At 42.2% G+C, this 13,805-nt stretch carries 15 protein-coding genes; 5 read left to right on the top strand and 10 right to left on the bottom strand.

All coding sequences use genetic code 11. The features are described 5' to 3' along the window. The first annotated feature begins 141 nt into the window (after window positions 1–141). Both uvrA and OQY15_RS10060 read left to right on the top strand, forming a co-directional pair. A complete protein-coding gene (uvrA, locus tag OQY15_RS10065) occupies window positions 142–2,664 on the top strand; it encodes an excinuclease ABC subunit UvrA (RefSeq protein WP_265790947.1) in 2,523 nt (840 codons plus the stop codon). Window positions 2,665–2,763: 99 nt separating this feature from the next. Then, window positions 2,764–3,354, top strand: a complete 591-nt coding sequence (locus tag OQY15_RS10060; protein ID WP_265790945.1) for a hypothetical protein — start codon at window positions 2,764–2,766, stop codon at window positions 3,352–3,354. Window positions 3,355–3,358: 4 nt separating this feature from the next. Here the strand turns inward: OQY15_RS10060 and OQY15_RS10055 are convergent, their stop codons facing one another. The 5 genes from OQY15_RS10055 to OQY15_RS10035 all read right to left on the bottom strand — a co-directional run bounded on the left by OQY15_RS10055 (window position 3,359) and on the right by OQY15_RS10035 (window position 7,355). Further along, complete coding sequence (locus OQY15_RS10055; RefSeq protein WP_265790942.1) at window positions 3,359–4,399, bottom strand: carboxymuconolactone decarboxylase family protein; 1,041 nt, start codon at window positions 4,397–4,399, stop codon at window positions 3,359–3,361. Between the two features lie 14 nt (window positions 4,400–4,413). Next, window positions 4,414–5,064 carry a flavodoxin gene (locus OQY15_RS10050; RefSeq protein WP_265790940.1) on the bottom strand — a complete coding sequence of 217 codons (651 nt, stop codon included), beginning with the start codon at window positions 5,062–5,064 and terminating at the stop codon, window positions 4,414–4,416. A 30-nt stretch (window positions 5,065–5,094) separates the two neighbouring features. Beyond that, window positions 5,095–5,469, bottom strand: a complete 375-nt coding sequence (locus tag OQY15_RS10045; protein ID WP_265790938.1) for a helix-turn-helix transcriptional regulator — start codon at window positions 5,467–5,469, stop codon at window positions 5,095–5,097. 110 nt (window positions 5,470–5,579) lie between these two features. Further along, window positions 5,580–6,350, bottom strand: coding sequence for a LytTR family DNA-binding domain-containing protein (locus OQY15_RS10040; protein WP_265790936.1), 771 nt, complete (start codon window positions 6,348–6,350; stop codon window positions 5,580–5,582). Continuing rightward, entirely contained in the window at window positions 6,351–7,355 is a 1,005-nt protein-coding gene (locus tag OQY15_RS10035; protein WP_265790934.1) for a histidine kinase, read from the bottom strand. A 183-nt stretch (window positions 7,356–7,538) separates the two neighbouring features. On the opposite strand from OQY15_RS10035, the gene OQY15_RS10030 reads away from it, so the two are divergent. Beyond that, the gene (locus OQY15_RS10030) at window positions 7,539–7,994 is read left to right on the top strand and encodes a nuclear transport factor 2 family protein (protein ID WP_265790932.1); all 456 of its coding nucleotides are present in this window, start codon (window positions 7,539–7,541) and stop codon (window positions 7,992–7,994) included. Window positions 7,995–8,056: 62 nt separating this feature from the next. Here the strand turns inward: OQY15_RS10030 and OQY15_RS10025 are convergent, their stop codons facing one another. Next, entirely contained in the window at window positions 8,057–9,265 is a 1,209-nt protein-coding gene (locus tag OQY15_RS10025) for a porin (RefSeq protein WP_265790930.1), read from the bottom strand. 285 nt (window positions 9,266–9,550) lie between these two features. Here OQY15_RS10025 and OQY15_RS10020 point away from each other — a divergent pair, with 285 nt between their 5' ends. Next, the gene (locus OQY15_RS10020; protein WP_265790928.1) at window positions 9,551–10,000 is read left to right on the top strand and encodes an SRPBCC family protein; all 450 of its coding nucleotides are present in this window, start codon (window positions 9,551–9,553) and stop codon (window positions 9,998–10,000) included. A gap of 57 nt (window positions 10,001–10,057) precedes the next feature. Here the strand turns inward: OQY15_RS10020 and OQY15_RS10015 are convergent, their stop codons facing one another. After that, on the bottom strand, window positions 10,058–11,056 hold the full coding sequence (locus tag OQY15_RS10015) for a saccharopine dehydrogenase NADP-binding domain-containing protein (RefSeq protein WP_265790926.1): 999 nt from the start codon (window positions 11,054–11,056) through the stop codon (window positions 10,058–10,060). A 159-nt stretch (window positions 11,057–11,215) separates the two neighbouring features. Continuing rightward, window positions 11,216–11,794 carry a TetR/AcrR family transcriptional regulator gene (locus OQY15_RS10010; protein WP_265790924.1) on the bottom strand — a complete coding sequence of 193 codons (579 nt, stop codon included), beginning with the start codon at window positions 11,792–11,794 and terminating at the stop codon, window positions 11,216–11,218. 77 nt (window positions 11,795–11,871) lie between these two features. Here OQY15_RS10010 and OQY15_RS10005 point away from each other — a divergent pair, with 77 nt between their 5' ends. Continuing rightward, window positions 11,872–12,777, top strand: coding sequence for a helix-turn-helix transcriptional regulator (locus OQY15_RS10005; protein WP_265790922.1), 906 nt, complete (start codon window positions 11,872–11,874; stop codon window positions 12,775–12,777). 67 nt (window positions 12,778–12,844) lie between these two features. Here OQY15_RS10005 and OQY15_RS10000 read toward each other — a convergent pair whose 3' ends face one another. Continuing rightward, window positions 12,845–13,303, bottom strand: a complete 459-nt coding sequence (locus OQY15_RS10000; RefSeq protein WP_265790920.1) for a nuclear transport factor 2 family protein — start codon at window positions 13,301–13,303, stop codon at window positions 12,845–12,847. Between the two features lie 134 nt (window positions 13,304–13,437). After that, window positions 13,438–13,764, bottom strand: coding sequence for a MazG-like protein (locus OQY15_RS09995; RefSeq protein ID WP_265790918.1), 327 nt, complete (start codon window positions 13,762–13,764; stop codon window positions 13,438–13,440). Window positions 13,765–13,805: the final 41 nt, after the last annotated feature.

Genomic DNA, 13,805 nt, shown 5'->3' with positions numbered 1-13,805 from the left:
TGCACAATAAAATCAGGCTTAGCTACCCATATCCACTTCATATTTTGAGATCAATACCAGTTAGACTATTCCTCTATACCATTCTCCAAAACTTTTACTTCCTTCATTTGTGGTAAGAGCTGGAAGTATAATTTTTTCTGAATGACTAAAGCAAACAATGATTTTTCCGGATTTGTGCGTGTACGCGGGGCACGTGAGCATAATTTAAAAAACGTCAACCTTGAAATTCCCAGGAATGCCCTGGTCGTCTTTACCGGCATTTCCGGCTCGGGCAAATCCTCGCTGGCATTCGGAACGTTGTATGCCGAAGCACAAAGGAGGTACCTGGAGTCCGTATCACCCTATGCCCGCAGGCTCTTCAACCAGATGGCCATACCGGAGGTCGACGAAATTGAAGGCTTACCTCCGGCGGTGGCCCTGCAGCAACAGCGCGGTGCAGCAAGCACAAGATCTTCTGTGGGCAGCGTTACTACCTTATCCAATCTCCTGCGGATGTTATACTCCCGCGCAGGAAACTATCCTCCAGGGCAGGACATCATTTATGCAGAATCTTTTTCTCCCAATACTCCTGAAGGTGCATGTACTGAATGCCACGGTTTAGGACGTGTATACGAGATTACAGAAAAAACTATGGTTCCTGATGATACCCTCACGATCCGGGAAAAGGCCATTGCCGCATGGCCCTCGGCCTGGCAGGGACAGAATCAGCGCGACATCCTGACCACGATGGGCTACGACATAGACATCCCCTGGAAAGACCTCCCGAAGAAGGAGCGCGATTGGATCCTGTTCACTGAAGAACAACCGGTAGTGCCTGTCTATTCCGGATATACGCATGAGGAAATCCTCCGCTTTATCAAAAACAAAAGGCAGCCCGATTATATGGGGACTTTCACGGGTGCAAAGCGATACGTACGACACACATTTGCCAACACCCAAAGTGCGCTGATGAAAAAGCGTGTAAGTCAGTATATGGTTAGCAGCGAATGCCCTCTGTGCCATGGAAAACGGCTGCGTCAGGAATCTCTTTCTGTGAGATTTGCGGGCTATGACATCGCTGAGATATCAGAGTTACCCTTGGATAAACTTGCAGCCATCTTCGCTCCTTATGCAAGTGGCGAGGCAAAAGAATTGAAACAGTTGTCAGCTAAATCTCCGGAGAAAGTTGTTGTGGCCCAAAGAATAACCGAAGATTTTTTGTCGAGATTACAGGTCATGCTCGATCTCGGACTTGGCTACCTCAGCATTGAACGCAGTACACCTACCCTTTCTCCCGGCGAGCTGCAGAGATTACGACTGGCAACACAGGTGCGCTCTAACCTCTTTGGTGTGGTATACGTACTTGACGAACCTTCAGCAGGTCTACATCCGGCAGACACCGAAGCGCTGCTGAGAGCCCTTGATAAACTGAAAGCCGCCGGCAACTCACTGTTTGTGGTAGAACATGAAATCGAGGTGATCCGCCATGCCGACTGGATTGTAGACGTTGGTCCAAAGGCTGGTGAACACGGTGGCCATGTTCTTTACAGCGGCGTACCGGAAGGACTCAAAAACGTAGCAGATTCAATCACCAGACATTATATCTATCAGGAACAACGTCATGCAAAACAAGAGACACGCGAACCAAAAGAGTGGTTACGTCTGGAAGGAGTCTCAAGGAATAACCTGAAAGATCTCAAAATCAGCTTTCCCCTCGGCGTGTTAACAAGTGTAACAGGAGTTTCAGGTTCTGGCAAGAGCAGCCTGGTGAGCCAGGTTCTCGTAGAACTGGTCGCTGAACACCTGGGCTTACAACTGGATATCTCTGCAGATACAGAAGCAGATCCCCTTGAACAATCAGAAGTGATCACCACCGCCGGGCGGATCACTTCCGGCATGAAAGCAATAAAGAGACTCGTTGTGGTTGATCAGAAACCCATCGGCAGAACTCCCAGATCCAATCTGGCAACCTATACCGGCTTGTTCGACCATGTCCGCAAGCTGTTCGCCGCAACGCCTATCGCCAAATCCCGTAAATACGATGCCGGGCGTTTCTCTTTTAACGTGGCAAAAGGCCGCTGTCCGCATTGTGAAGGCGAAGGCATGGTGATGGTAGAGCTACTATTTCTGCCCAGCGTGTACACCCCCTGCCCCACCTGTGGCGGAACGCGGTATAACCCAAAAACCCTGGAAGTAAAATATAAAGACAAGAATATTGCTGAAGTGCTGGGCATGACCGTTGATGAAGGTGCAGCCTTCTTTGATGAAGAACCCGCGATCAGTCGGGCATTGGAGGTAGTGCGCGAAGTGGGTTTGGGCTACTTACGCTTAGGCCAGCCTGCAACGGAACTTTCCGGTGGCGAAGCACAGCGTATAAAACTGGCAACGGAGCTGCAGCGTACACAACACGGGCAGACCTTATACATTCTGGACGAGCCCACAACAGGCCTCCATCCTTCGGACGTAGAACGGCTGCTCCTGCAGTTGAACAGGCTTGTTGATGCCGGCAATACAGTGATTTTGGTAGAACATGATATGGATGTGGTTGCAGAGAGCGACTGGGTAATCGACATTGGCCCCGGCGCCGGTGAAGATGGCGGGCAGGTTGTCGCTGAAGGAAAACCTGCGGATATTGTAAAAAACAAGATAAGCCGCACTGCGGCCTATCTGTCAAAACACTTGTAAGAGTGCGTAAGTTCTCAAAAAATTAGAGATCTGTAATATTGGTAGATAATACAGTGATTTGCATATTTTACAGGTCTGAATTATGCAGTAATTTTGGGAATGGTGGTAAAACTTTGTGCCCGAGGTGTACACATTTCCTATGCAGAAGACGAATTAAAGGTCATTTTACCCTGCTCTGATACCGGCACAACTACCAAATTCCAGGATCACTTTTCAGCTTCTGACAATTCCTTTACTGGTCTTATCAACAGGTTACCTACTATAAGTACCGAGCGCCAAATTAACACATTGGCGCTCGACTACTATATTCTTGTAAAACCAGGAGAGCGTCCTGATATTCATAAAGGCAAAAAGTGGATTTCTTTCGCTGAAGCCATACAATATCAGGATGAACTTTCATCGCTGCTTGAGGCAGCACTGAAAAAATTGAAGGAAGACTTGAACTATCAACCGATAGAATACCATTTGCTTCCCGGAAAATTTACCATGAAAGAACTTCGGGTTCTATATGAGCTGATCTTAGGTAAGAAACTTGACAGAGGTAACTTTGCCAGAAAGATGGGGATCGCTGATTTTTTACAGCCCGAGGGCTTGAAAACAGATGCTGAATCCACAAAGGCGCCAATGCTGTATACGTTTAATCAGAATTACTTCAGGAAAACTGAGCAGGGGCTTTTTAAAGAATTTTAGGGTATTAAAGGTTAGAAACAAGATCGTGCATCTGTTTGAGCTGATCATCACTTAACCCAGTTTTCCTGGCAATCGCCAGATGCCCCTGAAGCTGTGCTTCTACCCCACCCAGGCTGCTGAGTGCAGCAACAGTTACCAGTTCTCTGTCCTGATTGCTCAGCACTCCCCTGCTGAAAATGTCAGCAAACAAGTGCTCTTTAAGAAATATTTCAATTACCGGAACAAAAAGAGCATATCCTGCCTTCCTGGTTTCTGGTTGCCCAGTGAGGTTCTGCAGGTTCTTCTTACCCAGATCGTACTTGTCGATCCCCTTATCAACAAGTGCTGGTTCTGCTCCGATCGGATCTGTCTTTCCGGCAGCCTTTCTTTCTTCAGTGACTGTTTTCAAAGTGTTTATGGCATTCAGACTACGGGGAAAACCACAATAAGCATACAGCTGTATCAGAATTTCTTTATTCTCGTTGATGCTTAGGCCTGCATCAAGCCCTTTATTTAATTCAGTTTTAAGAAGGGCTAAATCGCCTTTAGCTGTCAGTGCCGAAATGGCGACAATGCTCTGCTGTCGCTTACTTAAAAATTCTTTACTTCCAGAGATTGTGGTTCCTTTTAAATATTCCTCATCACCTACTTTTCCAAGCCATACAACCGGGCCTTTATCGGCATTGGGGCCGATAGCAATATGTGTCATCCGGCTATCCGGTGAGGCACCATGCCAATGCTCCGTATTTGGTAAACATGTAACCAGATCACCTTTATGAAGGATTCTCTTAGGCTTACCTTTCTCCTGGTAATAGGCCGTACCTTCTTCAATCAGCAAAATCTGACCGCCGGCGTGCGAATGCCAATTGGTTCTTGCCCCAGGTTCAAAACTTACACTGCCTACTGAACAATCCAATCCATTTTTCGCATCCGTATGCATCTTCACTGAGGTCTTTCCCGTAAAATGAGAAACACTTGCAGGTGCTTTCTGATCTTGCGCGCTGGCCGCTGTAGCCACAAAAACTGCGCAAAAACTCGTACCTGCAATGATATTTTTTATGGTCATATCTTTTGGTGTTTTTAAGGAATCATTTTTAATTTACGCAGCCAGGTTTCTACCTGCACAGCAACCTCCCGTTCTTTATTGCCTTCCATCACAAACATCACTCCATCTCTCTCTATTCCACCTTTTGTAGAAAAACCTTCGAGGACTGTACTCTTTGGGGCCGTTTCTTTTACCGTTTGAAAAGTATTTCCTATCCCGTATCCTGCATTGGTATTAAAGGGGATGATCGTTTTCCCACTCAAATCATATTGTTTAAGAAAGCTTTTCATTGGAGGCGGCAGCTGCATACCCCATGTAGGGAAACCAAGAAAAATCGTATCATACTGACTGATCTTATCAATTTTTGTTTTCAGGGGCGGAAGAAAACCTGTAGAATTTTCATTCGATACCTGATCAACTATCTTTTTATAATCCTGAGGGTACGGGTTTACCAGTTCAAGCGCAACCATATCTCCACCCACTTTCTTATGAATAATTTGTGCGACTGCCTTGGTATTGTTTGTTCTGGACAGGTAAACTATCAGCACTTTTTTATTGATGAGTGAATCATTTGTTTCTGCCAGCTGGTCCTTGATGGCGGAAGTATTGCTTTTTGATTTCGAGCATGCCGCAAACAGGGCGCTGGACAGAACAATCAAAAAGCTTAGAGTGATCAGGTATTTCATAATGGAGTCCTCAAATTTATAACTACTTTTTCAAAGATGGATCTGCCCATATTTTTTTGGACTTTCACCAACTAATTTTTTAAAGCTGCGTGAAAAATGCTGGGGGTATCTGAAACCGAGTTCATAAGCAATTTCATTGATATTCTTTTCCCTGGAAAGAATCCGTGACTTGGCTTCAGCAAATAACTTTTCCATAATATAGTCCCTGGCGCTGATGCCAGTTTCTCTTTTCACTAAGCTGCCAAAGTAATTGGCAGAAAGTTCCAGCTCCGCAGCACAATAGGCCACTGAGGGTGTACCATATTTGAGCAAGCGAAGCGAGGCGAAATAATGCTCTAAAAGCATATCTAAACGTGATAAAACACCTTCTCCAGTAGAATTTTGCTGGTTTCCTGTTGCTGACATATGATTAGTTTGTCTGTTACAGGATAAAAATCAAAATAATAATTTGGGCTTATACCCCTAGTGGGAACAAAGCGAAAATCAGGGCATTTAAAACGAAGAAAAAATGAAAACTATTCTTTTGTCTGTCCGTTGACCATCCAGGATTTGAAATCTGCTGCCTTGTTTTTACTGATGTAGATGGGTTCCGGCACGACGGTATTCAGTGTGAGCAGCAAGCGGCTATCAAACCAAATAGTGATATTTTCAATGTTGCTGCGGGCAATAATGTATTGCTTGTTTGCCCGGTAAAAATGAGCAGGATTCAGAGAAGAATAAATCTGATCAAGTGTGTTCAAATAATTTAGCTGAGTGCCGTCTCGTAAGCAAATCAATGTATTCTTATCTGAGGTATAGAAGTATGAAATCTGCGCAACTTCTACCGGTATCAATTTATCTTTAACAGGAACCAGAATTTTATCATTATAGCTTTTTGGTATTGCCAACTGAGAAACCTTTGATAAGTAAGATATCACATCAACAGGTGATAACTTACTGAATTTCGACAATGCCCGTTGCATATCAGAGGTTTTTATCGGTTTCAGCAGGTAATCAATACTATTTACTTTAAAAGCTTCAATTGCATATTCATCGTATGCAGTGGTAAATATGATTGGAACATCTACGTCAATATAATTAAATATCAGGAAGGCAGAGCCATCGGATAAATGGATGTCCATGAATATTAAATCTGGTGCAGGATGAGTCTTAAGATAGTTAACCGTCTGACTCACGCTTTCTGTGTTTCCCAAAACCTTTGTATCCGGACATACTTCTTTCAGGATTTCCAGGAGGCTTTCATAAGCAGCAGTTTCATCTTCAACGATCAGCACCTTCATCGGCATTTATATCAATGGTAAATAAACCGTAAACATTTTTCCATCATTCTCCACCTTTATTGATTTGTTTGTCAACAACATACAGCGGCTCTCTAAATTTTCCAGACCGGTACCATTGGTGACAGGAACTGTCAACTTTGGATAAACAGGGTTAGAAACTACTAACTCATTTTCACTATTGGTTTGTATCACAACGTTCATCTTATGATCACTATCAATGCTGTTATGTACTACAATATTATCCAGCAGAGGAAGTATTGAAAGTACCGGTAACCTCAGGTTAAGTGCATCAGGATCAATATCAATTGTATATTTCAACTTGTTGGCAAAACGTACTTCCATCATATAGCGAAACGAATCTGCAAAAGCCAGTTCTTCATTTAGCGTAATTAACCCTTTTTTATCACTCTGGAGGATATAGCGGAACACATCAGAAAGCTTGTTTACATAATCGAGGGTCATCTCATCATCCTTCTTTCGGATCAGGGATGTAAGTCCGTTAAGCGAATTAAAGAAGAAATGCGGATTGATCTGATTGGTTAACGCATCATAGCGGCTCTGTAAATTTTTGACAATCAGTTCTTCGATCTGCTGTTCCTTTTTCCTCTTCTCGTGGTACAAAATAATAATATGCCCACCCAATGAAGTTAAAATGGAAACCATAAAAAACTGAAACAGTACAAGACTCCCAAAATGTCTCACCCTGGTAAAGATCAAAAATGATATGAATCCATATACGGCATAAAAACCCACAGCGATCAGGGTACTGTATATTACTCTTTGTTTGAATAAAGTTGTGGTAAGTTTATGCAGATTGATCCTGACCAGAAAAAATATCAGCACAACAAAGGAAATATACCTGAAGACAAAAAAGTAAACATGGTTTATCCAGTCTGAATGGTTGAGGCCACGCAGTTCAAATGGCAACCAGGTAATATCCGGGTATAAAATGAATAATGCAGCAACCAGACTGATGGCTATTAATTGATATATACTGTATTTCTTAGGCAATGTAATTCTCTCTAAAAATATTGATGATGCGGTAAAAATACATCTTCTTATTTTAAATCATGATGCAGAACATATGAACCGAATCAAATGAGTGAAAATGGTATAAATAACAGAGTTTCAGCACTCAGATACCAATTATATTTTCTTGAGATTAGCGATCTGTAACACTTAACCATTTATATTATGAAAAGCTCAGTTTTCACATTATTCCTAATCATCCTGGGTCTACATATATCCCGGGCGCAAACTTCTCCTCTTGAACAGCAAATTAAAGACCTGTCTGCCGCGAAATGGCAGTGGATGTCAGATAAAAATGTAGACAAGCTTAATCTTCTCTTCCATGATCAGGCAAAATTTGTACATATGAGCGGAACATGGAAAAAGAACGAGGAATTGGATATCATCAAAACAGGAAGCATCTGGTATAAAAAAGCTGATGTTCATGACGTAGCAGTAGAAGTTATTGATAAAACTACTGCCATAGTCTGGAGCCGCATTACACTTACTGCTGTAGTTCGGGGTAATGATGCAGTTACTGAATTTACCGTTACAGAAGTTTATAAAAAAGTAGGCAAAGACTGGAAACTGCTGGCATTAACATTCAGTAGTGTCAGGGATACACATGTGATCAAACACTAGTTTTCAACTGCACAAAAAAGGATGGATTAATCAGACGGCTTCGCGCTGAGTTTAAAATACTACTAAAAATTTATCTGCGCCTGTATCCTCAAAAGATTTCCCGTCTGCAGATTATCTGGCACCTCATGATCCTCAAAACGGCGTGAAGAAATCGTGTATTGACATACCAGCTCAAACTGTTTTACGGGCTGCCATTCCATACCAATCTCCAGCTCCTTTACATGATACATACGGGCATCTAACTCATGTTTTTTGCCCCCGTTGTAGTAATGAGCCCTGGTAAATGGTATAAAGACCTGGTTTTGAATCTTTGTTCTGTACGAAAGTGTAACGTAAGCACCGTCTAATTTTCTAACTTCAATAGAATCGGTAAGCTTATCATATGCTGGTCCCCTCCCCATGTTATATTCAGCCTGTATACCGAAAGGTTTAGGATAAAGTACAAATGATGCCGCCACCCTTTGGTCAGTATAATTGTGATCGGCAATGTATTTTGTTCCGGGACTTACATCATCTGAAGTAACCACATATTTGCCGGTATATGCCTGAAGAGAGGGCTCGATAATCTGATCCCCCACAAGGAAAGGGTAAGTAATTCTTCCCACCCTATGTTGCTGGTTATTCTGCTCCGGCTTGTTTGCAGTTTGTCCGTTGAAAAAACCAAAACCAAATACCCCGTAGTCGCCTGATCCTTTTAAACCACTGGAAACAAGCATGGCAAATCTCTCTCTGATCTTTTTAGGTGCCCAGTAGAAGAACACGCCCAAATCACGCTCATTAACAAAACCATTGGTACCATCTGCCCGGTCCAGTGGCAAACGATTCTGACTTGACTGCATATTTTCGAAACCAAATGGAATCTTACTTTGTCCTACCCTGAACCTATACTCATTGTCTTTATCAAGGCCTAAGTCGACATACGCATCCCGTAACTGTCCGAAATGCAAGTTATCGGAAGACACAGAACTTGCAAAATCAGGCTGAAGATAGAAATAAACCCTTTTACTAATCTGGCCTGAAAACACCAGACGTACCCTTCGGATAAATAATCCGCCGCCATCTCCCATACTTTTATCGCCCTGTTCATTGGTTAACTTCGGATTTGTTTCAAGAAGGCGATTATATCTGAATTGGGCATAACCCCTGATGTTAAAAGATTCATACCATTTGGGATCTTTAGCGGTATTGGTGCCAGTGCTATCCTGAGCAACCGCACTGAAAGTTAACACTGTAAGAAATAGGAATTGACAGATAAAATAAGAAAAACGCATCAGCAGCTATTTGTAAGACTATTATTGGCTCTAATTAATGTTACAAAAGTGTTAAGTACATGTTACCTGTAAATAGCTTTAATGTTAAGATTATATTATCAATACGAATTACTTAACATTCATATAAGAATAGATTTACATACAAGAAGGCTATCCTACATCAAGATCAACACTGATCAGGATTTTGTCGCAAATTCCCTTTAAATTGTCGCGTATAACCCCTTTCTACTAATCAGTATTTGCTGCATATTTGTTATGCAAGTTTTAATCTTTAAAACCACTCTTATGTCAGACAACAGCGTTTCATTACACAGAGTTATCAAAGCATCTCCTGAAAAGGTTTACCGTGCTTTCACAGAAGGCCTTGCACTGGCTTCATGGATGCCACCCTATGGCTTTCTCGGTACCGTTCATGAAATGGATGTAAAAACAGGAGGTACGTTCAAAATGTCTTTCCAGAATTTTACGACTGGAAAGACTGAAACTTTTGGAGGCGAATACCTGGAGGTTGTCCCGAACGAGCTGTTGATCTATACCGACAAATTTGATGATGCAAGCCTCCCTGGCACGATGGTGAATACTATTTGGTTTGAAAAAACATCGGTAGGTACAGACCTGAAAATTCTGCAGGAAAACATCCCTGAAATGATACCAGCGGAGATGTGTTATCTGGGATGGCAGGAGTCACTTGAAAAGTTGATTAAACTGGTTGAGCCGGAAATACCGGATGCTTAAGACGCCAGTGAAAAAGCCTCAGATCATTCCAAGGCTTTTAGATAAATTTTGTTTCAGTTACAAATCCTGTATACTCGTATCAGGGATATCGTTGATAATTGATTCTCCATAAGCTGAGGCCGGAGACTGGTAGCCCGGTTTAAATTCTCCGTTTAAGATCCGGGATGCAACTGCAACTACCGATAAAGGCGTTAGCGTATATCCTGAAGGTGCATCGACGATAGAACGAACCACCTTGCCGTCGGCATCTGTTACCTCCGCAGATAGCTTGGTTCTTCCTTCGGCCCGCTCTTCTTCAGTAGGCCCGTCAGGTAAATTATCCATGTCTAAAGATGGCATTCCCGCAGCCGGTAATTTAAGTTGAAAATATTCTTCGATATTTGGTATACCTGTGGATTTGAATGACAGGATGATCCCTCCCAGAGGTGTAGGCAAACATTCCTCTTCACCATTCCCAAAATCAAAAAACTTAGGCTCGGGGTCTTTCCAGAGTTTTACTTCAGCGGCTTCGCGAAAAAGCATACCGATATCCATAATATTTTTGCTGCTTTTTACAGATCCGCGGGAGAATCCTCCAAAATGTCTGAATGCAACGCTTAATTTTTGTGGAGAATTTACTCTTCGTGCGGTATGCAGCGCCAGCGCATCATAACTCACAAACATGCCAGCTCCGGAAATCAACATTACGCCAGCTTTTTTTGCCTCAGCATCCAGGCTCTCGGCAAGCTGATAACTATCCAGTTCTGCACTGATATCCAGATAATGAACTCCATTTTCAATACTTGCCTTCATTGCGTGAACAGCCGTTTCCTTAAATGGCCCCGCAGCATTGATCAAACAATCGACATCTGTCAAAGCATCTTTCCATGCCTCCTGATCCTCTACCGGAAAGGTATAAAACCCTACACCCAGAGCTGCAGCTAAAGATTCAAGAGCATCTGACGATCTCCCGGCTATGACAAAATCAAGGTTCAGCTCTTTAGCCCGCTCACTGATTAGTTTGCCTGTGTATCCTGTAGCTCCATAAATGAGCAATTTGTTTTTTGGCTTATTCATAATTATGTGTTATTGATGTAAAATATGACTCGGTCATTTCAGAATAAACTTCAAAAACAAACTCAAACCATATCCATGACAAAGTTACCCATAATTATAAAACAATTGTTTCAGAATTGTAAAGTAATATATGCTAAAAAAACATCTGAATAAAAGATCTCATTTTGAGATATGACTGATTAAATATTTAGCCATGTTCTTAATCCTGGCAGGGTTCTGATGCAATATGTATGATTCATACCAGCCGGTAAAAGCATTGAGAATATATTCCGTGATCATTCCTGCATCTTCTTCCGGATTAATTTCCCCCATGGCCATTGCTTTTTCTACCAGATCCAGCAGGAAAGCATAGGTAGAATCACTATCATTTTTTAGAATTACCTGAATATCCTGATCAGTAGCAGCAAGCTCAAATGTGGTTTTGATAGCCAGGCAACTGTTGCTGTTATACAGAATGGTATTTACAGAATCATTGATGAAGGCTATAACCGCCTTCAGAGGTGATTTAATTTTTGATGCATGCGCTTTGGTTTCAGCCATGCGACTTTCCGTATAATTATGGATACACCTTACAAAAAGCTCACGTTTATCTCCTATGCTGTTGTATAAACTACTGCTATTGATCTGCATGGCATCAGTCAGATCGCGCATTGAAGCTCCGTTAAAGCCCTTTTTCCAGAAAACTTCCATTGCTTTCTGAATAGCCTTTTCTTCATTGAATTCTATATTTCTTGCCATAATCTAGGTCAAAGATACTTATCTGATGATTAAATGGCGTATGTTTGAATTATTGCCGCACCTAAGAAAGGAGAAATATGTCTCATCAAATTATAGCCCCTGTTCGTCATGTCAATTACGGAAAAAAATGGGTACCGGAAAGTAATGAGATGCAGGCAGTTTTTCAGGTGCTCCCGATACCAGCAGATAATCAGCCTCTGATTTGCAAGCCATACAATATAAAGGGCCTCTTTAAGATTAGTATTCACCATGGTCATAACCGGATTCATTATGCCGATAAAGTAATTGAATTTAAAGAATATGCGATTCTCTTTTCCCGCACCAATATGGTTTACCAATTTGAACCTCTTGGGCCGCAACATCCAGGTTATTTATGTGTTTTCACGAATGAGTTTTTTGACAGGTTTGTAAACATTATTGATTATCCCCTTTTTGATCCGGAAGTTTCTCCTTTAATGGAAATTACTGAAGAGCAGATGAGCGCCTTCACAAAGGTTTTTCAGCAGATGGAGCAGGAGTTGGCCGAGGATTTCAGCTATAAATACGATGTAATCAGAACCATGGTCCTGCAGCTGATTTTAGATGCACTTAAACAACAGCCGGCGCCTGAGCTGCAAATCAGAGAGTCTAACAGTGCTCTGCGGATAGCCAGTCACTTTAAAGAACTCCTTGAAGGACAGTTTCCGATTATCAGTACTTCTCATAAAATACTGCTGAGACATCCCGTTGAATTTTCTGAAGCAACCGCCGTTCATGTGAACCATCTGAATCGTTCACTCAAACGGGTTACGGGTAATACTACCAGCCAGCTCATTGCAGAACGCATTGCTAAGGAAGCAAAAATATTATTACAGGATACCGCATGGAATGTGATTGAGATTTCATGGTGTCTTGGATTTGAAGACATTACCCATTTCAATAAATTTTTCAAGAAACATACAGGTCAGACCCCCAGCGCTTTCAGGAAAACCTTAGTTATTTGATTGGGCTTTCAAACCAGCCCTCTGCAGAATGACGATCATCCTTCTGCAGAGGGTAAAAACATTCGTTTTAAATGTCAGTGAGAACTGTTGAGTCGCCCGAGCGCCACACATTGTCGATCGTGACACGCTGAATAACCCATGCATCTCCCTGTCTGAGCAGCTCGACATCATACCTGTTTTTCATGAGATAATGACGTGAGTGGTCATTTGAAGGCAAGTGCTGTGCTTCTACCAATGCATCCATCACGGCTTTGTCACCATCAATGATAACTCTTTGATTGCTGATAGAATGTGTAGTATCAATTTTGCTAAGAGAACCCCTGAGTGCACTGACGATAGTTTCCCGGCCTTCCAGTACGGGATACTCAAAACCTGCCTTTTTTCCTGCAGGTCTGAAATCGGATATCGCATTTTCTGCAAAAGCAGAATTTAAAAGGTCATTATCGCGCAGGTCAAGCCCTGCCGCAAAGCGATTAAGTGTCTCAATTACAGCAAATTTATCTGCGGTTTCCTGAAGATTTTTCATGTGAATTCTATTTGAATAAATGGTATAATTTATATCACAAATCTCTGGATTGTACATCAGCGAAAGTGGGCATTTTCAAACCAATAACAGGCAAAATCAAGCAGTTGCCAGGATTAGTTATTGCCGCGCCTGGTTTACTTACCAACTAGTTTCTCTGTTTTAGTCAGAAACCGATCGAGTGCATCCTGTATATCAATATCCATACGTTTGGCCAGCACTATCAGCCACCAGATACTTTCCCCAAGTTTATGTTCCAGTTCTTTATTGGAATCTTTGCCCGCAGGCCATCTCCCCTGCTGCGACATGGTCAGCCTGCCTACCAATCCTGCATCTGTTAAAAATGCCAGAGCATCTTCTTCTACTGTCCATTCAGTACCATGATGCTGCACTTCCAGTTCATGGTAGCGCTCCCTGATCTTAAGGGATCTCTCTACCGCTTCATTAAAATCTAATTTTTTCATATGATTTATCTTAACCTGCTGCCCGTTTAGTTACCAGAAGC

It is taken from the genome of Pedobacter sp. MC2016-15, from assembly GCF_026239695.1.
Lineage (GTDB): Bacteria > Bacteroidota > Bacteroidia > Sphingobacteriales > Sphingobacteriaceae > Pedobacter.
This window is presented reverse-complemented; position numbering and strand designations above follow the sequence as displayed.

What these genes read in the sequence shown, in the direction of transcription:
- uvrA (WP_265790947.1), top strand. Translation starts at nt 142, where the DNA reads ATGACTAAAGCAAACAATGATTTTTCCGGATTTGTGCGTGTACGCGGG.
- OQY15_RS10060 (WP_265790945.1), top strand. Translation starts at nt 2,764, where the DNA reads ATGGTGGTAAAACTTTGTGCCCGAGGTGTACACATTTCCTATGCAGAA.
- OQY15_RS10055 (WP_265790942.1), bottom strand. Translation starts at nt 4,399, where the DNA reads ATGACCATAAAAAATATCATTGCAGGTACGAGTTTTTGCGCAGTTTTT.
- OQY15_RS10050 (WP_265790940.1), bottom strand. Translation starts at nt 5,064, where the DNA reads ATGAAATACCTGATCACTCTAAGCTTTTTGATTGTTCTGTCCAGCGCC.
- OQY15_RS10045 (WP_265790938.1), bottom strand. Translation starts at nt 5,469, where the DNA reads ATGTCAGCAACAGGAAACCAGCAAAATTCTACTGGAGAAGGTGTTTTA.
- OQY15_RS10040 (WP_265790936.1), bottom strand. Translation starts at nt 6,350, where the DNA reads ATGCCGATGAAGGTGCTGATCGTTGAAGATGAAACTGCTGCTTATGAA.
- OQY15_RS10030 (WP_265790932.1), top strand. Translation starts at nt 7,539, where the DNA reads ATGAAAAGCTCAGTTTTCACATTATTCCTAATCATCCTGGGTCTACAT.
- OQY15_RS10025 (WP_265790930.1), bottom strand. Translation starts at nt 9,265, where the DNA reads ATGCGTTTTTCTTATTTTATCTGTCAATTCCTATTTCTTACAGTGTTA.
- OQY15_RS10020 (WP_265790928.1), top strand. Translation starts at nt 9,551, where the DNA reads ATGTCAGACAACAGCGTTTCATTACACAGAGTTATCAAAGCATCTCCT.
- OQY15_RS10015 (WP_265790926.1), bottom strand. Translation starts at nt 11,056, where the DNA reads ATGAATAAGCCAAAAAACAAATTGCTCATTTATGGAGCTACAGGATAC.
- OQY15_RS10010 (WP_265790924.1), bottom strand. Translation starts at nt 11,794, where the DNA reads ATGGCAAGAAATATAGAATTCAATGAAGAAAAGGCTATTCAGAAAGCA.
- OQY15_RS10005 (WP_265790922.1), top strand. Translation starts at nt 11,872, where the DNA reads ATGTCTCATCAAATTATAGCCCCTGTTCGTCATGTCAATTACGGAAAA.
- OQY15_RS10000 (WP_265790920.1), bottom strand. Translation starts at nt 13,303, where the DNA reads ATGAAAAATCTTCAGGAAACCGCAGATAAATTTGCTGTAATTGAGACA.
- OQY15_RS09995 (WP_265790918.1), bottom strand. Translation starts at nt 13,764, where the DNA reads ATGAAAAAATTAGATTTTAATGAAGCGGTAGAGAGATCCCTTAAGATC.